Source organism: Methylovorus menthalis (genome assembly GCF_020523625.1).
Classification (GTDB): Bacteria; Pseudomonadota; Gammaproteobacteria; order Burkholderiales; family Methylophilaceae; genus Methylovorus; species Methylovorus menthalis.
In genome coordinates, this window is the sequence record NZ_JAJAQH010000005.1 from 83,481 (window position 1) to 105,239 (window position 21,759).

Below are 21,759 nucleotides of genomic sequence, written 5' to 3' on the forward strand. Positions count from 1 at the left end.
TGAGAACATGGAGTTAATGGCATGAAAAATAAACGGCCTGCTGCGCCCCCGCACAAACAACCCCATGCCGGTGTCGAGCCGCTGGAAGTTGGCTTGCGCCGTGGCATGCAGCTGCAAACCGCGCATGACTGGCAAGCTGCCGAAGCGGTTTATCAGCAACTGCTCACTCGCTTTCCGGAGGATGGCCGGTTGCTCACCTTACTGGCGAGCCTCTATTTGCAGACGCAGCGTCATGAGCCATGCATAGACTTCTGCATGCGGCTTTTGAGCGCCAATCCTGAGCAGGCCGATGTCTGGGCCATGATAGGCGAGGCCTGTTATGCGTTGGGGCGCTATGAAGAAGCACTTACTGCGCTGGAAAGTGTATTGCAGCTGCGTGAGGCCGATGCCGCCAGTGCTTTCCTGGCGGGCAATACCTGCATGATGCTGGGCCGCGCTGAATCAGCCCAGGCCTATTACCAGCGTGCCTTGCAATATCGTCCCGACCACGCCGAGGCCTACCATAATCTTGGCATTATCCTGAACCAGCGGCTGCTATGGCAGGATGCGCTCAGCTTCTTCAACAAAGCGATTGATCTGAAGCCAGACTATCTGGAAGCCTATACCAGCTGCGGCAATGCCCTGATTGAGCTGGGCAAGCACGATTTTGCCATTGCCCATTTTGATCATGTGTTGCAAGTGCAGCCGCAAAATCCGTTGGCGTTGAATGGACGCGGCGTTGCACTCAAGCATCTGCGTCAGCATGCGCAGGCACTGGCGAGTTTTGATGCTGCTCTGGCCGCGCGCCCTGAGTTTGCCGAAGCGACATTGAATCGCGCCAATGCGCTGCTGGCGCTAGACCGGCATGATGAGGCGCTGCAGGCTTACGGTGCCGCACTTGCCCTGACGCCACGCAATCCGCAAGTGTATTCCAACCGCGGCAATGCCTATCTGGATCTGGGGCAGTATGATGCTGCCCTGCAGGATTATGATCAGGCATTACAGCTGGAGCCGGATAATGCCACCGTGTTGTGGAACAAGGCATTGATTTGCCTGGTGCGTGGCGACTTTGAGCAAGGTTGGCATCTGTTTGAACACGGCTGGGAGGCAGAAGGCCCACCACGTGGCTATCGCCGGGTCTGCGCGCAACCGCTGTGGCTGGGCGATGCCCCCATTGCAGGTAAGCGCCTGCTGCTTACCGCCGAGCAGGGCCTGGGCGATACAGTGCAGTTTGTGCGCTATGCCAGGCTTGCGGCAAATGCCGGGGCTCAGGTGACGCTTGAGGCACCGCCAGCCTTGGTAGATCTGCTCAAGACCATGGGCCCGGACTTTGCCGTGGTAGAGCGGGGTACGGGGTTTGAGGCTTATGATCTTTATTGCCCTTACATGAGCCTGCCGCTGGCGTTTGAAACTACACTCGCCACCATTCCTGCCGACATTCCATACCTGCGCGTGCCACAAACCGCGCATCGATTTGAGTTCCCTGTAGTGGCAGGCCAACCGAAGCAGCTGAAGGTTGGGCTGGTCTGGTCTGGCTCCGCCACACACATGCGCGATGCCAAACGCAGCATTCCGCTGCAAAGCCTGGCGCCGCTGATGGCGCTCCCGGTCGAATTTCATTGCCTGCAAAAAGAGCTGCGGCCGGCTGACGAAGGTGTGATGGCGGAGCTGCCGATACAGGATCACCGTGCCGCGCTCAACCAGTTTGCCGATACCGCAGCCTTGATTGATGCCATGGATGTGGTGATTACTGTGGATACCTCCGTGGCGCACGTGGCAGGTGCCATGGGCAAGCCAGTATGGGTATTGCTGCCCTTTGTGCCGGATTATCGATGGTTGCTGGCGCGGGAAGATAGCCCCTGGTATCCCACCGCCAGATTGTTCCGTCAGGCCCAGCGGGGTGACTGGTCGGCAGTGGTTGCTCGCGTGGGTGAAGGCTTAGAGGCCTTGTTGGACGCGGATTGAGGTTGAAATGGTGAGAGGCACTGCACCTTCAGGGTTGCAGGCTATCGCTCAGTTGAGTAATGAAGTAAGTCTGCGCTAGGCCTTGTCATTACTTATCTACCCAAGCGTGCAGTGCTTGTTTCAGTATGTCCCAGCTTTCAGGTGGCGGCAGCCCAAGCCGTATAGCCGATGGTTGGGAAAATCGCCGCGTCCAGATGCTGTGCTGCGCCAGATGGGCATGCAGCTCAGCCGCACGCGGGTCTTGCCAGTAGCTGAAGAGTGCCGTGCTGCCAGTGGGCGCGATACCCGCCGCCTGCAATATGGCATTCAGCTTCTGCATATCCTGCTGCAAGCGACTGCGCTGCACACGCTGCCAGTCAGCGTCCGCCATGGCTGCCGTGGCGATCTGGCGCGCTGGGCCGGTTAGTGTCCAAGGCCCCAGCCATTCCCTTAGTTGATCCAGTAGTTCCGGCGCGGCGAGCACCACGCCCACACGCGCCCCGGCCAAGCCAAAAAATTTACCCAGCGAACGCAGCAGTATCATTCCAGGTTCTGCGGCTTGCGCGCTGATGCTGTGCTCCGGCGTTGCGTCCATAAACGCTTCATCCACAATCAGCCAGCCGCCCGGCGCCAAGGCTTGCCGCCATGCATGTAATTGTGCAGGCGAGCACAGGCGGCCAGTCGGGTTATTTGGGTTGCACACTACCAGCACGTCGATGTCGTGCAGCTCGCGCGCATCGGGTAAGGTATCGCGCTCAGTGACGGTATGCCCGTGTTGGCGCCAGGCATGGGCATGCTCGGCATAAGCGGGAGTGAGTACCAATACACGGCTGGATGGGCGTAAATGAGGCAGCGCCTGAATGGCGGCTTGCGAGCCTGCCACGGCCAGTACATGCTCTTGCTGGTAATAGTGGCGTGCGGTGTCCAGCAGCGCATCGTTTTCTATCGGCAGTCGGTGCCAGAGTGCAGGGTTGATGGATGGAATCGGGTAGACGTATGGGCTGATGCCGGTGGAGAGGTCCAGCCAGGCTTCCAGCGGGCGATCGTAGTCTATGCAGGCTTGTTGCAGGTTGCCGCCATGTTCAAGCATGCAGCAGTTTCCAGATCAGCCAGGCAACTAAAACGCCCACGCACCACAGCATCATGCTGCGTTTGATCAAGGTCAGTGCTGCCGGAATATGGGCCGCCTCCGCTGCTGCTCCCAGCCCTAGTGTTGGGCGGTCTTTCCATACGCCATGGTAGGGCGCGCGGCCACCCAGTTTGACTCTTAACGCGCCAGCGCCTGCCGCCATTACCGGCCCGGCGTTGGGGCTGTACCAGGTGCGCGCCTGGGTGAACCAGCATTTGAGCCCTGACCAGGTGTGGCCGCAAAGCGCATAGGCCAGCGCTGTCAGCCGCGCCGGAATCAAATTGAACACATCATCGAGCCGGGCGGCGGCCCAGCCAAAATAGCGGTAGCGCGGCGTGCGGTAACCCCACATGGCATCCAGCGTGTTAGCGAGCCGGTAAGCTACTACGCCTGGCCCACCCAGCAGCGCAAACCAGAAAATGGCGGCAAATATCGCGTCATTGCCATTTTCCAGCACGGATTCCACCGTGGCCGAGGCAATCTGGCCACGACTCAGTTTTTTGCTATCGCGGCTGACCATCATGCCGACGGCTTCGCGTGCACGCACCATGTCGCGCGCCTGCAAGGCCTCAAAAACCCGCATGGCATGCAGGTGCAGGCTGCGCGCGCCGATGGCGAGGTAAAGCAGGAGCACATCGATCAGCCAACCCAGCGGATGCCAGGTGATTAGGATGGCGACCAGCACCGCAGGCACCAGCAGTATGAGCCACGCCAGCAAGCCCGCGATGCGACCAGAAAACGCACCTTGCAGATGATTCATGGCGCGCTCCAGTCGTGCTGCCAGCGTGCCAAAGCCCACCAGGGGATGCCAGCGGGTGGGCTCGCCCAGCCGCCAATCCAGCAGGCAGGCGGCGATAATCAATAGGGCTGGGGTTGGCAGCCAACTCATGGAATAATGGACCAATGGCATCCGTTCAAACATTCATGGTTCAGGGTACGACTTCCGATGCGGGCAAAAGCACGCTGGTCGCGGGATTGTGCCGGGTATTGTATCGCAGGGGCGTGCGAGTCGCGCCGTTCAAGCCGCAAAACATGGCGCTCAATTCGGCCGTGACGGTGGATGGCGGCGAGATAGGCCGTGCACAAGCCGTGCAGGCCCAGGCCTGTGGCCTGCCCCCGCATACTGATATGAACCCCGTGCTGCTCAAGCCCAATAGCGATACGGGCTGCCAGGTGATCATTCACGGCCGCGTGGTTGGCAATCAGGAGGCCACGCGCTATCACGATTACAAACCCACGGCCATGAAGGCGGTGATGGCCTCGTGGCAACGCCTGTGCCAGCAATATGAACGTGTGGTGGTGGAGGGCGCGGGCAGCCCGGCCGAAATCAATCTGCGCCAGAACGATATTGCCAACATGGGCTTTGCCGAGGCGGCGGATTGTCCGGTGCTGCTGGTGGCGGATATTGATCGCGGTGGCGTATTTGCCCACATCGTTGGCACGCTGGCCTTGCTCAGCGAATCTGAACGCCAGCGTGTTATCGGCTTTGTCATCAACCGCTTTCGCGGCGATATTGCCTTGCTGCAACCCGGCCTGGACTGGCTGGAGCAGGAGACCGGCAAGCCTGTCCTGGGCGTGCTGCCTTATCTGCATCAACTGCATATCGAGGCAGAAGATGCCGTGCCGCGCGAAGTCGCGCTCAAGGACGACATCCGCCTGCGGGTGATCGCGCCCGTGCTGCCGCATGTGAGCAACCACACGGATATGGATGCCCTGCGCCTGCATCCGCATGTGCATTTCGAATTCATCAGCATGGGCGAGCCGGTGCCACCGGCGGACCTGATTATTCTCCCCGGCAGTAAAAACGTGCGCGGCGATCTGCAGACGCTGAAAGCGCATGGCTGGGAGGCCGCTCTGGCGCGCCATTTGCGCTACGGCGGTAAAGTGCTGGGCATTTGCGGCGGCTTCCAGATGCTGGGGCAGCAGATTCACGACCCGCACGGGCTGGAAGGCGATGCTGGCTCAGACCCAGGTTTTGGCTGGTTTGACATGCAAACCACGCTGCACACGCATAAAAAACTGGCGCAAGTGGCAGGGCGCTTCAGCTTCGGGAATCAGGCGGAAGTCACGGGCTATGAAATCCACATGGGCGTCAGCGAAGGCCCGGCCATGCAACAGCCCATGTTGTATATCGGCGATGCGCCAGAAGGCGCCATGTCAGTGGATAGCCAGATAGCAGGCACTTACCTGCATGGCCTGTTTGACCAGGCCTCGGCGACCAGCGCCCTGTTGCAATGGGCAGGGCTCCCCGATCTGGAAGCGCATAAAACCGTGCTGGAATACGACTATATGCAATTGCGGGAAGATGGCCTGAACCGCCTGGCTGATGCGCTCGAACAGCATCTGGATTGGGCGCGGCTCGCGCCCTATTTGTAGTACCCGCTCAGCATGCGCGGCGGGTAATTCTATCAAGCCGGGTCTGCCGCCAGCACCTGTATGGTCTGCTCCATGCATTCCACCACCTGGCCCGCGCGTATCTTCGCGGTCTTGCGGCTTTCCGGCTTGCCATCCACCGTTACCAGACCATCGGCCACCATGGCCTTGCCCTGGCCGCCAGAGTCGGCGATGCCGGTCAGTTTCAGCAGGTTGCAAAGCTCAATGAACTCGCCCTTGAGTGTAAATTCCATGATTATCCTTTTAATGTAAGTGGCAGCCCGGCGGCGACAAAGGTCACCCGGGGCGCAATGGCGGCAATGGCCTGGTTCAGCCTGCCCTGTTCATCCTGAAACTGGCGGTTGATCTCGCCCAGCGGCACGATGCCCATGCCCACTTCATTGCTCACCAGCAAAATTTCGCCAGGCAATGTCGGCAGGGTTTCCAGCAACGCTTGTTTCTCCTGCTGCCAGTCTACGCCTTCAGGTGGCGCGCAGTCCGGGCATATGCATTGGGCCAGCCACAAGGTCAGGCAATCCACCATCAGGCAGCGGTCCGCCGCCGCGTGTTCGCGCAAGGTAGCCGCCAGGCCAAACGGCTTTTCCACCGTTGGCCAGTGCGCCGGGCGCTGTTTGCGATGATGCGCGACGCGCTCGCCAAATTCGCTGTCATATACCTGAGCGGTAGCGATATAAATCACCGTCTTGCCGCTTTGCTCCGCCAGCTTTTCGGCATACAGGCTTTTGCCAGAGCGGGCACCGCCGAGGATCAGATGAGTAGACATGCTTAACTCCAATGCTTTTGATGGGCCTGCCGTGCACCCCATTGCTGAATGATCTCCTGCAACTGCCGCAAACCATGTTGAATCAGGCTGGGGCCGGGCTGCAGAATATCCGCTGATTTTATCTCACGCAGCCAGCCCTGCTGTACGGCAGGGATAGTATCCCACCCTGGCCGTGCCATCATTTGTTCCGGCTGGAATTTTTTACCGCACCACGAGCCGATGATGATATCCGGCTGCCGCTCCACCACTTGCTGCGGGTCCGCAATAATCCTGTCCTTGGCGGAGGGAAACTGCGCCAGCTCGGCAAAGGCATCCTCGCCCCCCGCCAGCGCAATCAACTCGCCTACCCAGCGTATGCCGCTCATCATGGGCGCATCCCACTCCTCAAAATACACCCGCGGCTTGCGCGGCAGATAATCCGCCGTCTCGCGTACCGCATCCATCTCCTGCTGCAAGCGCGCCACCAGCGCCTGCGCCTCGGCGGCCTTGTCCACCAACACACCCAGGCTCAAGATCATCTGCAACACCTGCGCCAGCGAGCGCTGGTTATACACATGCACCTCCACCCCCGCCCGTATCAGCGCCGCTGCAATATCCGCCTGCAGGTTGGAAAAGCCGATCACCAGATCCGGCTCCAGCGCCAGTATCTTGTCCAGCTTGGCACTGGTAAACGCCGACACCTTGGGCTTTTCGCGCCGCGCCGCCGCTGGCCGCGTGGTAAAGCCGGAAATGCCGACAATACGATCCTGCGCGCCTAACAGGTAAAGCGTTTCAACGGTTTCAGTGGTGAGGCAGACGATGCGGTGGTACATGGGAGTTCCAAGTCTGTAAGTAGTTTAGAGCTTAATTGCATCACTATATTTTTGTGTATATTGATCAATAAATAACTGAAGCGATATTTATATGAAATATAAAACCTCAATTTTTGCTATAGGGATTTTCATATTGTGTATTTGGTTTTTACTGCCACTTGCTCTTTATGTTTATTCTTTTGGTATACAAATCTCCAATGATCATGAGCGTTGGGCTGAGTTTGGTTCTGCGATGGGTGGAATTTACTCCCCATTACTTGCAGTATGTACCTTAGTTGTTTTAGGAGCTCAAGTCACACTCCAAAGGCGCCAAACAGCTTTACAGCAACAGATTAATACGCATGAGTACGATCAAGCCTTTTTGTTACAGTCGCGATCAGATATTGAATTTTATGGCTCAAAAATGAATGAGGTAATGAGCGTTCAAGTATTGCCAGGTATTCCAATTAAATTATTTTTAAAAAGCAATTTTACGAATTTAACGAAGGAGGATTTAGATTCACCATCCAAGAGAGAGTTGGCTGCCAATCTGCATGCGTCTACTCCAATGGCTTATGATTTGTGGGCTGCTGTTTATCCAATTCTAGCTGGAATGGCCCACCCAGTTGATAAGCCAATGTATGAGCTAGGATTTGTTGCATCATCCCAAAAGCTAATCGCATTGCTTGGTTTTGAAATGTGTGTGGCTCTGGATAACTTGCACCGAGTTCAATCCGAAAATAGGACATGTGTGGATTATTTATTTAGCCCGTTACTTAGGGCTGCTGAATGAATCCTTCTTAAGAATCTTTCCACCAATCCTCCATCACCATCTCACTCAATGGCTTCGCTTCCGCCCATCCCTCTTCAATTAGCATGGGTTGCGCATAAAACGCGGGCACATGGCCCAGGCATAGCACGGCTACTGGCTTAGCGCCTTCTGGCATATTAAGCAGTCTTGCGAGTTGCTCGGGGTCGAAGATAGAGACCCAGCCCATGCCGAGGCCTTCAGCGCGGGCGGCGAGCCAGATGTTCTGGATGGCGCAGGAGACGGAGGCGAGGTCCATCTCGGGCAGGGTGCGGCGGCCGAAGACGTAGCGTTCGCGGCCATCGCACAGAGCGGCAACGATGACTTCGCCGCATTGCAGAATGCCTTCCACTTTCAAGCGTAAAAATTCGGCTTCGCGTTCGCCCAGGGCATGCGCGGTTTGCTGGCGCTCTTGCTCCACTAGCGCGTGTATCTGCTGGCGTAAGGCGGGCTGGGTGATGCGGATAAAGCGCCAGGGTTGCATGAGGCCAACGCTGGGGGCGTGGTGCGCGGCATTGAGCAGGCGTTGCAGGGTGGCGGGGTCTACCGGGTCTGGCAAAAAATGGCGCATGTCGCGCCGCTCGGCGATGGCGCGGTAGATGGCGGCGCGCTCTTCATCGCTGTAACGAAAGTCGCTCATTTTGCGGTTCCTTGCGCTGAGGCTGAGGGTTGGGCTGGGGCGGATGGGTTGGCTTGCTCGATCAGCAGCAGTTTGCCGGTTTTTTCATCGCGATAAACCTGGCCGACTGATTGATAGCCGCTGCCAGGGTTGCCGGAAACACTGGGTGGCGCGGCGATTTCGCGGCCGCGCTCCAGTTCCTTGGCGGGTTTGATCATGGCCTGGCCACCGGCGCTGAGCGCGGCTAGCAGACCGCAGGCGAATACCAGCATGACATCCACCAGATTGACCAGGCTGGCGCGTGGGTCTTCATCGTCGTGGTCAAAGCGGCTGTGCAGGCGGCGTTTGGCCGGGCGCGGTGCGACGGCCGCTTCCGTATTCATGTTATGGCTTGTTTTCATGGCTTAGCTTTTTTCATGACATGGCCTTCAGCTTTCCAGCGATTCCAGCACATCTTCATACCAGCGGCGGCGCAGCTTGCCGATCACGAGGCCGGCAATACCGGCGATCAGGCCCAGCACGGTGGCATCAAACGCGGTGGTGACGGCTTGCGCGAGTTGCGCCGGGTTGCCTTGCCCCAGCGCAGCGAGGCCAGGCCCGAGGGGAATGATGGTTGCCATCAGCCCAAGCATGGGCGGAATGCGCGCCAGCAGATCGGCGCGTTCCAGCCGGTGGCGGGCAGTTTTGATCACGGCATCGCTCGCCGACTGGCGCATCTGGCGCAGACCAAACAGCCGCTCGCCGATGGCAATGCCGGATTCCAGCACGGCGAAGGCGACCGAGGCGATCAGAATGGCGATCACCGGGGTGAGCAGGCTGGTAATGGCCGCGTGCAGATTGTTCATGTCAAACAGCATAAATCGTCCTTTTTACAATGTGATGCCGGGATGGGCTGCCACGGTATGGCGCATCCTGCATTGCAGGGTCGCCATCATCAGCGGGCGTTGTATATCGCACCGATCAAGCCTGCGGTTGCTTGCGCATGCCCAGCCAGATACCCAGGCCCAGTGCAGGCAGTAGGGCCAGCAGCCACCACCCCAGATGCATTTGCACGGATTTCACCGCGACTTCATACATGGTGGGTGCTGCTTGCACCGGCGTTGGGGGTGTTTTGGCCGCGGGCGTCGGTTTTTGCGCGGCCTTGCTGGCGGGTTTGTTGGCATGCACTGGCTCGGGTTCTGGCGTCGCATCAGGCAGATGGGGAGCGTTGGCCTCAGGCTGGGCAGTGGGGCCATAGGCATTCAGGCCGTCACCGCGCGCTTTGGATAATACCTGCTGCAAGACTTGGTTATCCTGGCTGCTTAGGTGGCCGGCGAGCCACGACCACATGGGGTGATTGGGCGCGGTATGGCCGCTGCCGGGCAGGCCATTCTTGCTGACCAGTTGCGCGAGTTGGCTGCCGAGCTGGCGCACAGTGGCATCATCGGCATGCCAGTAGCCTTTTTGCGCGGCGACCAGCATGATCGCCAGCATCTGTGCTTTCACATGCGCGTTGTGCTTGTCCTCCAGGAATTTATCCAGCCCCAGTCCGAGGCCATCGTCTACATATACCCGCTTTACTTCGTCCCAGGCCCAGTCCTTGATGATATCTGGCCGCGTGACTTGCCAGCCCCACAGGTTTTCCATGAACTCGGTACCCATGGTGCGTGCACCGGCATAGCCATGGTCCATCAGCGGCCGTATCCAGTTCGGGTTCAGGTAGCGGCCGCGCATTTCCATCAGCAGGGCGGTTTCCAGTGGGTCATCACTCACATTGTTCGGGTCGCTGTGGTTAAGTATGCGCGCCGCCGGACGCTGGCCGGTGACCTGCTCGGTAGCGAGGGAGAGGCCGCCCAGGTAATCAAACGCATCGTTGTTATCCATCAGGCCATAGAGGTTGGATGCGCGGCCATGGTAGGTGTTGGCAATGCTGCCCAGTGCGGTGGAAAACACGGCATGGGCAGGCTGGCCCTGCGCATCCAGCCCGTAGGCGTGGCCCATGCGGGTGAGGTAGGCATTGCCCAGCTCGCTACGATCTTTCCAGCTGCCGGAGCGCTCGGTCAGGCGGTTGATGCCGGTGCCATAGGCGCCGGGGGCATCGCCAAAGATACGCCAGGCGGCTTCACGCCCGGCTTGCGCCAGCGGCATGCCCTGGGTTGCCAGTGCCTGGGTGCGGCGCAGCCAGTGCAACGCCACGCCATTGCTCTCCAGCGATTCATCGGCTTCCTGCCGGCCTTCGCCCAGCGGAGTCAGGGCGGCATCCAGCGCATCGCTGAGTTCAGGGTGCTGCTGGCGTATGCGTGTGGCTGAGGCGGCGAGCGCCATGCGGCCTGCGGTGTCTATCCATTGCATGAGGTTGGGGTAAAGATCACGAAACAGCCCCGAGGTGGTGACGATGACATCGTGCCGCGGCACGCCGGGGGTGAGCTGCATTTTTTGCACAATGCCGCGTGCATTCCACTCCGGCTCCGTGCCCATCAGTCGCAGGATAAAGCTCACGATCACGCCTTCATCGCGTACCGCATCGGATGCCCAGAGAATCACGCCTTCGCTATCCTTGATGCTGTCGCGTTGCTTGACCTTGTCAGCCATGGCGGCCCCCATCTGAAAGCCAAGCCGGGTAGGCAATACATCGCCATCCAGCGCATGAAAATTGCGGCCTGTGGGCAATGATTCAGGCGAGCGCAGCGGGTCGTTACCCTTGCCGGGGGCAATAAACCCGCCCTCCAGCGCATGCAAAAAGGCATGCATTTCCAGCCCTGGCGAGGCGGCGAGCGCATCGCGCGTGGCCTCACTCACCTTGTGTTCCTGGCCGCGGCCCATGGAGTCCAGCATCAGCTGCAAGGACGCCTCTGACCAGGGGCGGCCAAAGATATGCAGGCCGTGAGGCATGAACTTCTCCTGCAGCTTGGTCAGGTAATGGCCGACTTCATGTGCCAGCAAATCATCGTCCGTCTGCTCAAAGCCGATGCCGCGTACCTGCAGCACATCGGCCATGCTGGCTTCCAGCTCCGAGCGCAGTTGCAGGGCCTCCACCAGCCGCCGCATTTCACGTGCGGCTTCCAGTTTCATGGTGTCCGAGCTGGAGGATTCGTAGGTTTCCACTACCTGCCGCAGCTCCAGCAAGCGGTCATACAGCGGCGTGGCGGTCAGCGGCGGTGTCAGGTGGTCTATCATCACCGCGAGGCCGCGGCGCTTGGATTGCGTGCCCTCGCCTACGCCATCGACGATATACGGATAAATGCCGGGCAGATCGCCCGCGATCAGGCGCGAATAATCACTGGCCGAGAGGCCCACCGCCTTGCCGGGCAGGAATTCATAGGTGGAATGGCGGCCGATGTGCACCAGCGCATCGGCACCGAAATCGGCTTGCAGCCAGTGGTAAAACCCTAGGTACTGGTGCGGTGGCGGAATGGTGGTGTTGGCATGCAGCAATTCTTCATCCACCTCCCAGCCGCGTGGCGGTTGCGGGCCGATGAAAATATTGCCGAAGCGGATGCCGGGAATCAGCATATTGCCGTTATGCACCATGACCTTGCCCGGCGGCTGGCCCCAGCCGCGCAGGCCTTCAATGCCCAGTGCGGCGAGGCGGGATTTGTCTTGGGTGAGCTTGTTGCAATCGGTGTGTTGATCCAGGCATTGCTCGTAGCCCGTTTGCAGTGCGGCAAGCTGGCGCAGCGCTTCATTGCGCTTGGGGTGGTCTGCGCCTTCCAGCAGGTGGCGCAGCTCATGCATGGCTTTATCGAGGCGGGTGCGGCCAATGGCGATTTCTCCGGCTTGTTGCGCCGCGACGATATCCGCATGTAGCCTGCCGAGTGGACCTTCCGTCATCTCGCCGCGCACGGCGGCGGGTAGCGTGGCAAACCAGCGCTGATAGCTTGCCGCATCCATATTGGTGACGTGCTGCTGCATCTCCGCCAGGGCGCCGTTGTCTTCCGGCAGGTTAACGCCGCGTTGCTGCATGATGTCGAGCAGCGCCTCGGGCGAAGCTGGCAGCTCGCCGGTGGTGTAGCCCGCTTGTTGCAGCGCGTGCAGCATGTCGAACAGGCTGGCGGGTACATCAAGATTATCGGCCCCAATGTTCTGGCGACCTGGCGGGTGGTTGTAGTAAATCAGCGCGACTTTCTTGTCGGCATTCGGTTTGTCGCGCAGCGTTTGCCAGCGTATTGCCCTCGTTACCAGCGAGCCAACTTCGGCAGGCAGCATCTGCGGCAGTTTGAGCTCCACGCCGGTTTGTTTGTCCAGTGTGGCGGGGCCAGCGGCTGCGACTACGATAGGCTGCGAGCTGCCTTGAATCTCTGGCATGGCCACGCGGTATTGCACCGAGTTGATCGGCAGGCCATCTTCGGAAAGCTGCCAGGCCGAGGCGGTGCGGTCGGTGAGGCGTATGGCCTTGTAGACCGGCACATCAAGCTGCGATAGCAGGCTGGTGACGGCCTCACGCCCTTCGGCGGCACCAACCACAAAATCCTGCAGCACTACCAGCCCGGCGGGCATGGCCGGGGCGACCAGGGTTTTCAGCTGCGCGATGGCGTCACGCGAGCTTTCTCCCCAGCGCGCCATCACGACCAGGCATTGCAGCTTGCGGCGCGCGCTGTCGGCGCAAATGGCATCGGCGGGTTGCGGATCGCTGGTGTTAAGGTCCAGCACCACCAGTACCGGCGCTGCATTTAGACGCAGGGCGGTGTGCGGGATTTCCTTGCCTTGCATGCGAAATGCCATGGCGGGCTGTGGTTTGGGTAATGGCGCTGTGCCACGCGGGTGCAGCCAGTAGCGGATGAAGGCCGCCTGGTTTTCAGTGCCACCGGCTTGCCACAGGTCGTGCATGGCCAGCCATTGCCCGGCGGCCGGATGGTTGCGCGCGGCGCTGGCAATCTCCGGGGCGAGGTTATTTTGGGTGAGTGTCAGCGCTGCCGCATCCTTGAAGCGGCTGACGGGCTCACCAGCAAAGCGGCTGCGCATGGAAAGGCCGCTTTCGCCATTGATGGCGATGAAGTTGCGGATATTGCCACTGCCAGCCCGATCCAGCCGGATTTGCAGGCGTTGCGCGGCTTCGCCGTATACGGCGATGGCCATCACTGCATCCGCATTTTTCAGCCAGCGATCCAGTGTTTTGTCGTCCGCCGCCAGCACTTGCGATTGCGTGCGCAGCAGGATTTTATCTTTGCCGTTATTGGCGAGCACCACATGCGCCGCATTGGCCACTGCCGGGGCGGTGCGATCGGAGACAATGCCGAACAGCGTGGCGGCGGAGGCGGGCAGGCTGGAAAATGTGAATGCCGCAAGCAGCAGGCCGCCAAGGGTAGAAGCAGGCAGCCGGGACATCATGCGGTGAAGAGGGCGGCGGCCGCTTGCGGGTTGGAGGGGAAGTAAAAGTGCAGATAGCTCGCGGTCAGGCTGCCATGGCGGTAGATGGCTTCGCCGGGTTTGCCGCGTTGGGTAGTGGCGATGTGCATGGGCGGCAAGGTGGTTTCCATGCGGGAATAATGAAAGGTGTGGGCGTTGAGGCGGCCATCGGTAAAATCGGCAAACTGCACGCCCAGGCCCTGAAAGCGCGACTGCATGCTGGTGCTGCCGGGCAGCAGGCCAAACATTGGCGTGGTATCAATCGCTGCACTGAGCGCCATCATGCCGCCGCATTCGGCCAGCATGGGCGTGCCTGCTTGCCAGGCTAGTTGCAATGCCTGGCGCATGGCTTGGTTGGCGCTGAGCGTGGCAGCGTGGATTTCCGGATAGCCGCCGGGAAACCATAGGGCATCGGCCACGGGCAGCGCCTGGTCTTGCAGCGGCGAGAAAAATTCGAGCTTGGCGCCCAGCTCGCGCAGGCAATCGAGATTGGCGGGGTAAATAAAACAGAAGGCCGCATCGCGTGCGATGGCGATGGTTTTGCCCGCCAGCGGACGGAAGGTGTCGGCTGGGGTGTGGGCGGGTGCAGCGAAGTCGGTAGCTGGGGGTAGCGGTAGTTTGCCATCGGGCTGCGAGGCCAGCAGGGCCTGTGCCGCAGCGCTGATGCGTTGCTCCAGATCGTCAATCTCATCGGCGCGATGCAGGCCGAGGTGGCGTTCTGGCAATGAAAAGTTGTCGGATTTTGGCAAGGCGCCCAGCCATGGAATATCGGCTGGCAGGCTCTGACGCAATAAATCCGCATGGTGGCTGCTGCCGGTGCGGTTGCCGATGACACCCGCCGGAATCAGCGCCGGGCGATAGCGATAAAGCCCGGCTGCCAGTGCGCCAAAAGTCTGCGCCATGCCAGCAGCATCTACGGTCAGGGCGACGGGGATACGAAATCGCTCGGCGATATCGGCGCTGGATGGTGCGCCATCGTATAGCCCCATGACGCCTTCAATGATGATCACATCGGCGTCGAGCGCGGCCTGATGCAACCTGGTCTGGATGTCGGCCTCGCCATTCATGGCCAGGTCGAGGTTGTAAACGGGATGACCGGTGGCGGTTGCCAGGATCATGGGGTCAAGAAAGTCGGGGCCACACTTGAAGCCACGCACCCGCAAGCCGCTATCGCGCCAGGCGCGGGCCAGGGCGGCGGTGACCAGGGTTTTGCCTTGATTGGATGCCGGGGCGGAAACCAGCAGGGCCGGGCAGGCCGCCGCTACCACTCCACCCCCGGCATGGCTTGCACGCCATTTTTAAAGGCATGCTTGACCATATTCATTTCGGTGACGGTATCGGCTTGCTCTATCAGCTCTGGCGGGGCGGCACGGCCGGTGACGACCACGTGCTGCATGGCCGGCCGAGCGGCAATGTCCGCCAGCACATCGGCCAGCTCCAGGTAATGGTATTTGAGCACGATATTGAGCTCGTCCAGAATCACCACGCTGACACTGCTATCCTGCATGGCTTGCTGCGCTTGGGCCCAACCTTGTTTGGCTGCAGCAATATCGCGATCGCGGTTCTGCGTTTCCCAGGTAAAACCTTCGCCCATGACATGCCAGGTGACATTTGGCTGGCTGCGGTAAAAGGCTTCTTCGCCTGTATCCGAGCGGCCTTTGACAAATTGCACCACCACCGCACGTTGCCCATGCCCCAGTGCGCGTGCCAGGAGGCCAAAGGCTGCGGTGGATTTACCTTTGCCATTGCCGGTATTCACCAGCAACAGGCCGCGCTCAACCCGGGCGGCCTCAATCTTGGCATCCACCACCGCTTTTTTGCGCGCCATGCGATCAGCATGGCGCTGGTTCAGCCCCTGGTCTTGCTCACTCATGCGGCTTGCTTGGCATCAGCGCGCACCAGCTTGATCACGATATGAATGATGGCGGCGGTGGCGATGTAAAACGCCAGGGTTTGCAGGGAGGATGGATAGTATTTGGTCAGGCGTGGCAGGAATTCCATCAGTGATGGATCGGCATAGCGACCGGAGAAGAAGTAGAAACCGCCGCTGGAGAACAGGTGGCAGATAAAGCTACTGACCAGCACAGCGCCGCTCAATGTGAACAGGGACTTGATGGCAAAACTGTAATGCTTGGCAAACCAGCGACCACCCAGCCACAGGGTGCCATAAGCGGGTACCAGGAAACCATAGGCCGGGCTGGTGCAGAAATCACTGCCGCCACTGGCGCTCACCGAGGCAAAGTCCAGCCCGGCGGCGATGCCCATGAACAAAGGAAACACCCACATTGGGCGCAAGTAGACACCCAGCATGAAAAAGACAGCCCAGGATGCGCTGGGCAGATGGTTGATGCTGGCAAAGTGATTGCCACGCGTCATGATCATGAGTGCTGCGAGTAGCAAGCCGACGATAAGCTGTTGCTGTTTGGTGAGGTTAAGCATGAGAGATTGCCTTATGGTTAAAGTATTTAAGAAACGGAACATTTCAATATTTTAAATGAAATGTTCCCTTAACATTGCCTCTTGCATGGTCTATTGTCTTGCCGCTGCTATTTGCCCGCCTTACATCGCGGGCGAATAGCGCAGCGTGACGAACAGGTTGGTGCCAAAGGTTCCGTAGTTCTGTGCCAACTCGTACTCGCGGTCAAACAGATTGTTCACACGTGCATTCAATGACCAGTCCTGGTTGAGGCGGTAATTGGTAAACACATTCACCAGGGTGTAGCCGCGCAGGCGTAGGGTATTGGCCGCATCATCAAAACGATGGCCGGAGCTTTCGATTTCGCTGCCAAATTGCCAGTCGCCCCACGTTTGGGTAAGTCCCAAGGTACCGTGGTCGCGTGCACGGCGCGGCAACCAGTTTCCGGTTTCGGCATCTTCGGCGCGCTGAAAATCTGCATTGCCATATACCTGGGTGCGGTCCCATGCGCCGTTGTAGCTCAGGGTCAGGCCCTTCAGCTCGGCTTCATTGACATTCAGTGGCGTTAACAATGTCCCGACACGGGTGTTGACGATCAGGTTATCCACATTGTTTCTGTAATAAATGGCCCCCAGGCGATGGTTGCCATTGGTATATTGCAGACCCACTTCACGGTTCTCGGCTTCTTCAGGCTTGAGGTTGGCATTGCCAGAAAAGCCAAATTGCAATGGGCTGTAAAGTTGATTGAATGTTGGTGCGCTGAACGCGGTGCCATACGATGCGTGCGCACGCCATTCCGGGGTAATCTGATAGCCATAGGCCAGACTGCCGGTGGTTTTATCGCCAAATTGCGAATTCTGGTCGAGGCGCGTGTTGGCCTGGAATTGATGGCTGCCGAGCTTGTACTGCCAGCCCGCGAGATAGGATTGAATATTGCGTTCATCCTTGGCAAAGGTGGTGGTTCCTTCTACTTTTTGCTCGCGGCGCTCTGCGCCCAGGTTGAATAATCCGACTGGGGTGGTGATGTCGTTTTGCCATGCATACTGGGTTTGCGTGGTCTTGATCAACGAGCGGACTTTCAGTGTATTCGCTGTGTTGGGGGTGAATGACTCGAGATTGTCTTCACTCTGGCCGACGCTGAAATTGCTCAGCCAGTTATCCGTGAACTGGTTTTTGCTATAAACCGAGATCAGGCTCTGGCGGCGATTGCCATAATAATCAAAGCGGTTTGTTGGATTGGCTGCTGGACTAAAGGTGCCACCATCGTAATGGTTGGTGCCCTCATTCAGCCAGCCCTGGATGCCGAGTTCATGGTTCTCGGTGAAATGCTGAGCCAGTTTCAATGACACATTTCTGTTGTTATAGCCATCGTCATCCGGGTTGTAATTTCTTAATGTTTTATTGGCAATGGCCGAGACGCCATTGGTGGAGCTGGCGCCGGCCTGCACGCTGAAGCTGGTGTTTTCTACACGCCCGGCGACGCCTGCGGTAGCGCTGCTGCTGCCATAGGTGCCCAGACCCACACTCGCATTCAGGCGAGGTTTGCCTTTGCCGCTCTTGGTAAAAATCTGGATGACGCCTCCGATGGCGTCTGCGCCATACAAGCTGCTGGCCGGGCCGCGCAGGATTTCCACGCGCTCAATCTGGTCGAGCGGGATATTTTCAAGCGCTGTGGTACCGGTAGTGGCGGAGCTGACGCGCAGGCCGTCTATCAGTACCAGCGTATGCGTGGCATTGGCACCACGGATAAAGACATCGGAAGATTTGCCGGTGCCGCCATTCTGTACGATCTGCACGCCAGGCTGCATGGCCAGCAGTTGTACCAGCGAAGTCTGGCCGGCTTTCTGAATCTGATCTTGTGTAATGACGGAGATATCGCCCAGCGCATCGCTGACTTTTTGTTCAGTGCGGGCGGCTGTAACGACGATGTCGGACAGCGTGGTATCCGCCGCCAGAATGTGGGATGAATGGGCAAACAAAGGTGCAAGCGCAATGGCGAGTGCAGAACGGCGAAGCATGGAATTTTCCTTATGCTGTTCCCGGCAACGCTTGCGCCTGTGGCGTGGTAATCAAGACAGAGTGGAGAACAGCTGAAGCGAGTCTGGTGACGCTGCAACCCCGCAGCAATCCCTTGAATCATCAGGCCGGTCTCCGGGCTCATACGTTTTGTTAATCCGCCTTCCCATGGCATATGCCACAGTGGCGTGTAGGATCAACCACACGTAATTACCGTTGCGGGGGCAGCACAGGGTTAGTTTGTAAAAACGCACCTGTTTCCCAGTTTCACCTCATCACAGAATAGCGACTTCGGCACCTGAACAACTGCGTGAATTATATGCGATGTCGCCGAAAATAAACAGGCGTAGAAAGATGCATGACGTTACTTTTCAGGCAGGAGGGCACGGTACGACTGGCAGGCACAGGGAGGTTCACTTTTTGCCAGGCCAAATGCATTCAGCCCAGCAGCTTGCCGGGCGGAGAAGGTGTTCACTGCTGGTTGACATGATTCTTAACCAGCCAAGAACTTAACAAAGAGATTAAAGCGATATGCTGCTGGGGGCGGCAATCCGCAATTTGAAAAAACGGGCTGCCAACCAGCCAATGCCCACATACATCAACGCATAGCCGATATAAGGCGTGTAGTACTTCGCCACGCGGACGCTAAACTCGGTAATAGTCAGGCTATCCACTTTGTCTGAAAACGCGAACCAGAAGGCATTGGACACCACGAACGCAATGCTGGTGGAAATCCATGCAAACAAGGTAAATGGCAAGATGGCAAAAGGCTTGTCACTGTCCGCCAGTAGTCGTCCAGCGCCCCATACCAGGCCATAGGTCGGAATCAATCCCCAATAGCCAGGCGACATGCAGTAATCCGACACGCCTTGCCAGCCCATGGCGTAGCCATCCATGCCAAACGCAGCAATCAGCGCCAGCCCCAGCCAGCTCGTATTCGGGATCAGCAAGCCGCCCATGAACAGCACTGCCAGCGTAGCGTCTGGCACGTAAACCTCATTACCGAAATGCTGGGTGCGAGTGGCAATGATCAAGAGGATCAGGATAGCACCCACCCACAAAGACTGTTTGTTGTGCTGCGGCATTTCGTCAAAACTCCGTTGTGCTTGCTTAGTGCCTTGGATTGTAACTGTTTAAATCAAAATCCCCAAAAGCAAAAAGCCGCCATATACATTCAAGTATGTGGCGGCCATATGAGCTTTAAGGTGTATTAAAAATCAGCTTTCATGCCAACTCGCCATGTACGTGAGAAATCGACTGGGTAGATGGCATCGTCACGTACCTGTATGGAGTTCTTGTGCTCAAAAATGTTATTAAGCGCTGTGAATAACTGCACGTTCTTGATTTTATAGCTCAATGCAAGGTTGGTAGATTCATAGCTGTTTTGTTTCTGCGTCAAGTTGTTGGCAAAGTCATCCGCAGAGTATGTGGATGAGCGCCATACATGGCTAAGATTCAGGTAGGCATTTTCATAAAAACGATACCCAAGATTAGCTACTACGCCATTACGCGATACTCCAGGGAGTTCTTTACCATTAAACGTTCCATTTCCATCAGCTTCTCTATCGATAATTGCCCGTGTGTATGTGTAAATCAAGGACGTGCTGATGTTATCTGTCACTTGAAACTGATCTTGAAACTCAAGGCCATATTTATGTGATTTATCTATATTCGTGTTAGTGAACGTGCTGGCGTTGTAATAGATTTCATCATCCAATCTGCTTTGGAAAAGAGTGATCTTCAAGCGATTTTTTTCAACAACATGATTGAACCCTACGTTTAAAGTTCTAGCGCGAGCAGGTGTAATGAAACTGTTAAACGTGCCGAAGAATGTGAAAAAGCGATCAATATCGGGCGCTTGGTATGCCTTGTTGTAGTTGGCAAATACGCTGGCTTGCTGGTTAAAGCGATAATTCATCCCCAGATCCCATGCACCAAGTTTGTCCGAATCATCTAAACCGGCTGCTCCCGTTGGCTTGTAATCATATTCCACCTTTTCTCGGCGAGTCCCTGCTGAAAGCGTAAGCGCCTCAAGATGAAGTTCTGTTTGGATGAAGGCAGCCGTATTGTCTTTAGTGGTTCTATCACTAGCGCCTCGGCGCTCACCTTCAAAGGTTTGCAACCCTCCTACAACGCTGAAAAGGTCACTTTGATATGTAAGTGTCACGTCATGAGAAAGGTAGTCGTAGTCGAACTTCGAGCCAAAGTTGATGAACTCAGAGCGCTTATCTTCCCGGGTTCGATTGGCATTGAACTTCCAGTGATTGTTGAGTTGATACTCAACGCCCACTCGCCATTGGTCAGAGTCCAGCCCCTGATGGGTGTATGCTGAACCACTGCCGTTTTGACGGGGGTCATCTCTAAACTGAGCGCGTGTCAGTGAATTGACATAGCGGATGTCGGTGCGCGAGCTGGTGCCCTCCACATTGAAGCGAAGGCCATCCATAGGCTTGATGCCCAGCTTGATGTTCTGGGCTGTGCTGGCATAACTGTCTTTTTTGCCGGTACTATCTTTTTTGCTGTATCCATCGTTGCTGTCGTCTGATGCGCTGGCAGATAAATCAAAGTATTGCTCAGAAATGCCCGCGGAAATATTGCCTGTTTTGCTACCGAAATTGCCCACAGAAGCGCTGACAGAAACGCCAGTCCGTGTTTTTGTATAAATCTGGATAGTGCCAGCCATGGCGCCATCGCCATAAACAACCGAACCACTGCCTTTGGTAATTTCAATGCGATCAATATTGTTGAGCGGAATCCCGCCAATCAATTGCGGTGAGCTATCAATGTTATTCAGGCGTTGACCATCGACTGACACGACGATGTTTTGATAGCCGTTAGCGTTGCCATAGCCACGCATATCAATCGAAGGCGTCGCTTTGTTCCCGAAGTTTGGGAGTGTGGTGATTGACGTATGCTGGGCAAGATAATCGTAGAGGTTGGTAGCACCGGAAGCCTGAATCATCTCTTGAGTGTGTACTTCGGATGCGTAGGTGGTTTCGGTATCTTTCCGCTCAAGCCGGTTGGCTGTGACGATCACCGTGTCAATATCCACGCTTTTTTCTTCTTCCGCGTAGACGCTCGTCGTAAACAGCAAGCCTATTGTGCTTGCCAGGATGGTTTTGTTCATGAATACCCCTTTGTGTGCATGCGACCCCGCATGCGAGAAATAAAAAGGGAATACCGTAAGGATTTAGTCTGAGAACTATCCGGAACGAAGGCGCGAGGAATAATAATGTGCGACTCGCTGCGAAAACCGTCACCCCGCGGTATTGCCTGCTTGTGAGATATCGGGCCGGTCTCCGGGCTTATACGTTTTGTTCATTCGCCTTCCCATGCATGGGCACAGTGGCTTGTTGAATGAACCGCACGTAATTACCGTTGCGGGGGCAGCACAGGAATAGTTGCTCGATTAATCGTCAACGCACCTGTTTCCCAGTTTCACCCGGTTTGCAGAGCAGCAAATCGGGCACCAGATAACGTGCATCGGATTATACGTGATGCAAAAAAATTCACCAAAGTGAGATTAAAACTTAACGTCTTGTAATACTTTCAAAATTGCTCGTTAGCAGTTGACC

Annotated in this window: 18 protein-coding genes and 2 riboswitches; of the genes, 3 read left to right on the forward strand and 15 right to left on the reverse strand. The window is 57.4% G+C overall.

The genetic code is table 11. The annotated features are described in order from the left end of the window. Positions 1-21 precede the first annotated feature (21 nt). A complete protein-coding gene (locus LG204_RS04990; protein WP_230336240.1) occupies positions 22-1,944 on the forward strand; it encodes a tetratricopeptide repeat protein in 1,923 nt (640 codons plus the stop codon). Positions 1,945-2,032: 88 nt separating this feature from the next. Here the strand turns inward: LG204_RS04990 and cobD are convergent, their stop codons facing one another. Continuing rightward, positions 2,033-3,013: a threonine-phosphate decarboxylase CobD gene (cobD, locus tag LG204_RS04995; RefSeq protein WP_230336241.1), complete on the reverse strand. Its 981-nt coding sequence runs from the start codon at positions 3,011-3,013 to the stop codon at positions 2,033-2,035. Further along, positions 3,006-3,941, reverse strand: a complete 936-nt coding sequence (cbiB, locus tag LG204_RS05000) for an adenosylcobinamide-phosphate synthase CbiB (protein WP_230336242.1) — start codon at positions 3,939-3,941, stop codon at positions 3,006-3,008. The genes cobD and cbiB overlap by 8 nt, the downstream gene beginning before the upstream one ends. A gap of 14 nt (positions 3,942-3,955) precedes the next feature. Between cbiB and LG204_RS05005 the strand changes: the two genes are divergently transcribed. Further along, positions 3,956-5,428: a cobyric acid synthase gene (locus LG204_RS05005; protein WP_230336243.1), complete on the forward strand. Its 1,473-nt coding sequence runs from the start codon at positions 3,956-3,958 to the stop codon at positions 5,426-5,428. A gap of 32 nt (positions 5,429-5,460) precedes the next feature. Here the strand turns inward: LG204_RS05005 and LG204_RS05010 are convergent, their stop codons facing one another. The 3 genes from LG204_RS05010 to LG204_RS05020 are packed head-to-tail and all read right to left on the reverse strand — an operon-like array spanning position 5,461 to position 7,021. Further along, positions 5,461-5,679, reverse strand: a complete 219-nt coding sequence (locus LG204_RS05010; RefSeq protein WP_013440967.1) for an RNA-binding S4 domain-containing protein — start codon at positions 5,677-5,679, stop codon at positions 5,461-5,463. Positions 5,680-5,681: 2 nt separating this feature from the next. Continuing rightward, positions 5,682-6,209 (reverse strand): bifunctional adenosylcobinamide kinase/adenosylcobinamide-phosphate guanylyltransferase, encoded by a 528-nt coding sequence (gene cobU / locus LG204_RS05015; RefSeq protein ID WP_230336244.1) that lies wholly within the window; start codon positions 6,207-6,209, stop codon positions 5,682-5,684. Between the two features lie 2 nt (positions 6,210-6,211). Then, on the reverse strand, positions 6,212-7,021 hold the full coding sequence (locus LG204_RS05020) for a cobalamin-binding protein (protein WP_230336245.1): 810 nt from the start codon (positions 7,019-7,021) through the stop codon (positions 6,212-6,214). Between the two features lie 91 nt (positions 7,022-7,112). On the opposite strand from LG204_RS05020, the gene LG204_RS05025 reads away from it, so the two are divergent. Beyond that, a complete protein-coding gene (locus tag LG204_RS05025; protein ID WP_230336246.1) occupies positions 7,113-7,793 on the forward strand; it encodes a hypothetical protein in 681 nt (226 codons plus the stop codon). 7 nt (positions 7,794-7,800) lie between these two features. Here LG204_RS05025 and bluB read toward each other — a convergent pair whose 3' ends face one another. From bluB to LG204_RS05075, 10 genes are all read right to left on the reverse strand, one after another. Further along, the gene (gene bluB / locus LG204_RS05030; RefSeq protein ID WP_230336247.1) at positions 7,801-8,448 is read right to left on the reverse strand and encodes a 5,6-dimethylbenzimidazole synthase; all 648 of its coding nucleotides are present in this window, start codon (positions 8,446-8,448) and stop codon (positions 7,801-7,803) included. Continuing rightward, positions 8,445-8,828 (reverse strand): DUF2149 domain-containing protein, encoded by a 384-nt coding sequence (locus LG204_RS05035; protein WP_230336248.1) that lies wholly within the window; start codon positions 8,826-8,828, stop codon positions 8,445-8,447. Before LG204_RS05035 ends, bluB begins: the two co-directional genes overlap by 4 nt. A gap of 27 nt (positions 8,829-8,855) precedes the next feature. Next, a complete protein-coding gene (locus LG204_RS05040; protein WP_015829172.1) occupies positions 8,856-9,284 on the reverse strand; it encodes a MotA/TolQ/ExbB proton channel family protein in 429 nt (142 codons plus the stop codon). A 103-nt stretch (positions 9,285-9,387) separates the two neighbouring features. Next, positions 9,388-13,734 (reverse strand): cobaltochelatase subunit CobN, encoded by a 4,347-nt coding sequence (locus LG204_RS05045; protein ID WP_230336249.1) that lies wholly within the window; start codon positions 13,732-13,734, stop codon positions 9,388-9,390. Then, positions 13,731-15,020, reverse strand: a complete 1,290-nt coding sequence (locus tag LG204_RS05050; RefSeq protein ID WP_230336250.1) for a cobyrinate a,c-diamide synthase — start codon at positions 15,018-15,020, stop codon at positions 13,731-13,733. Before LG204_RS05050 ends, LG204_RS05045 begins: the two co-directional genes overlap by 4 nt. Further along, entirely contained in the window at positions 15,014-15,625 is a 612-nt protein-coding gene (cobO, locus tag LG204_RS05055) for a cob(I)yrinic acid a,c-diamide adenosyltransferase (protein ID WP_230336251.1), read from the reverse strand. The genes LG204_RS05050 and cobO overlap by 7 nt, the downstream gene beginning before the upstream one ends. Then, entirely contained in the window at positions 15,622-16,191 is a 570-nt protein-coding gene (locus tag LG204_RS05060) for a hypothetical protein (RefSeq protein ID WP_230336252.1), read from the reverse strand. The genes cobO and LG204_RS05060 overlap by 4 nt, the downstream gene beginning before the upstream one ends. Before the next feature lie 120 nt (positions 16,192-16,311). Continuing rightward, entirely contained in the window at positions 16,312-18,186 is a 1,875-nt protein-coding gene (locus tag LG204_RS05065; RefSeq protein ID WP_230336253.1) for a TonB-dependent receptor domain-containing protein, read from the reverse strand. A gap of 107 nt (positions 18,187-18,293) precedes the next feature. After that, positions 18,294-18,501: riboswitch (cobalamin riboswitch) on the reverse strand. Between the two features lie 204 nt (positions 18,502-18,705). Beyond that, complete coding sequence (locus LG204_RS05070) at positions 18,706-19,269, reverse strand: hypothetical protein (protein WP_230336254.1); 564 nt, start codon at positions 19,267-19,269, stop codon at positions 18,706-18,708. 125 nt (positions 19,270-19,394) lie between these two features. Next, positions 19,395-21,311, reverse strand: a complete 1,917-nt coding sequence (locus LG204_RS05075) for a TonB-dependent receptor (protein ID WP_230336255.1) — start codon at positions 21,309-21,311, stop codon at positions 19,395-19,397. 146 nt (positions 21,312-21,457) lie between these two features. Continuing rightward, positions 21,458-21,673: riboswitch (cobalamin riboswitch) on the reverse strand. Between the last annotated feature and the right edge of the window lie 86 nt (positions 21,674-21,759).

What these genes read in the sequence shown, in the direction of transcription:
- LG204_RS05070 (WP_230336254.1), bottom strand. Translation starts at nt 19,269, where the DNA reads ATGCCGCAGCACAACAAACAGTCTTTGTGGGTGGGTGCTATCCTGATC.
- LG204_RS05025 (WP_230336246.1), top strand. Translation starts at nt 7,113, where the DNA reads ATGAAATATAAAACCTCAATTTTTGCTATAGGGATTTTCATATTGTGT.
- LG204_RS05045 (WP_230336249.1), bottom strand. Translation starts at nt 13,734, where the DNA reads ATGATGTCCCGGCTGCCTGCTTCTACCCTTGGCGGCCTGCTGCTTGCG.
- LG204_RS05035 (WP_230336248.1), bottom strand. Translation starts at nt 8,828, where the DNA reads ATGAAAACAAGCCATAACATGAATACGGAAGCGGCCGTCGCACCGCGC.
- LG204_RS05060 (WP_230336252.1), bottom strand. Translation starts at nt 16,191, where the DNA reads ATGCTTAACCTCACCAAACAGCAACAGCTTATCGTCGGCTTGCTACTC.
- LG204_RS05020 (WP_230336245.1), bottom strand. Translation starts at nt 7,021, where the DNA reads ATGTACCACCGCATCGTCTGCCTCACCACTGAAACCGTTGAAACGCTT.
- LG204_RS05010 (WP_013440967.1), bottom strand. Translation starts at nt 5,679, where the DNA reads ATGGAATTTACACTCAAGGGCGAGTTCATTGAGCTTTGCAACCTGCTG.
- LG204_RS05065 (WP_230336253.1), bottom strand. Translation starts at nt 18,186, where the DNA reads ATGCTTCGCCGTTCTGCACTCGCCATTGCGCTTGCACCTTTGTTTGCC.
- bluB (WP_230336247.1), bottom strand. Translation starts at nt 8,448, where the DNA reads ATGAGCGACTTTCGTTACAGCGATGAAGAGCGCGCCGCCATCTACCGC.
- cbiB (WP_230336242.1), bottom strand. Translation starts at nt 3,941, where the DNA reads ATGAGTTGGCTGCCAACCCCAGCCCTATTGATTATCGCCGCCTGCCTG.
- cobD (WP_230336241.1), bottom strand. Translation starts at nt 3,013, where the DNA reads ATGCTTGAACATGGCGGCAACCTGCAACAAGCCTGCATAGACTACGAT.
- LG204_RS05075 (WP_230336255.1), bottom strand. Translation starts at nt 21,311, where the DNA reads ATGAACAAAACCATCCTGGCAAGCACAATAGGCTTGCTGTTTACGACG.
- cobO (WP_230336251.1), bottom strand. Translation starts at nt 15,625, where the DNA reads ATGAGTGAGCAAGACCAGGGGCTGAACCAGCGCCATGCTGATCGCATG.
- LG204_RS05040 (WP_015829172.1), bottom strand. Translation starts at nt 9,284, where the DNA reads ATGCTGTTTGACATGAACAATCTGCACGCGGCCATTACCAGCCTGCTC.
- cobU (WP_230336244.1), bottom strand. Translation starts at nt 6,209, where the DNA reads ATGTCTACTCATCTGATCCTCGGCGGTGCCCGCTCTGGCAAAAGCCTG.
- LG204_RS05005 (WP_230336243.1), top strand. Translation starts at nt 3,956, where the DNA reads ATGGCATCCGTTCAAACATTCATGGTTCAGGGTACGACTTCCGATGCG.
- LG204_RS04990 (WP_230336240.1), top strand. Translation starts at nt 22, where the DNA reads ATGAAAAATAAACGGCCTGCTGCGCCCCCGCACAAACAACCCCATGCC.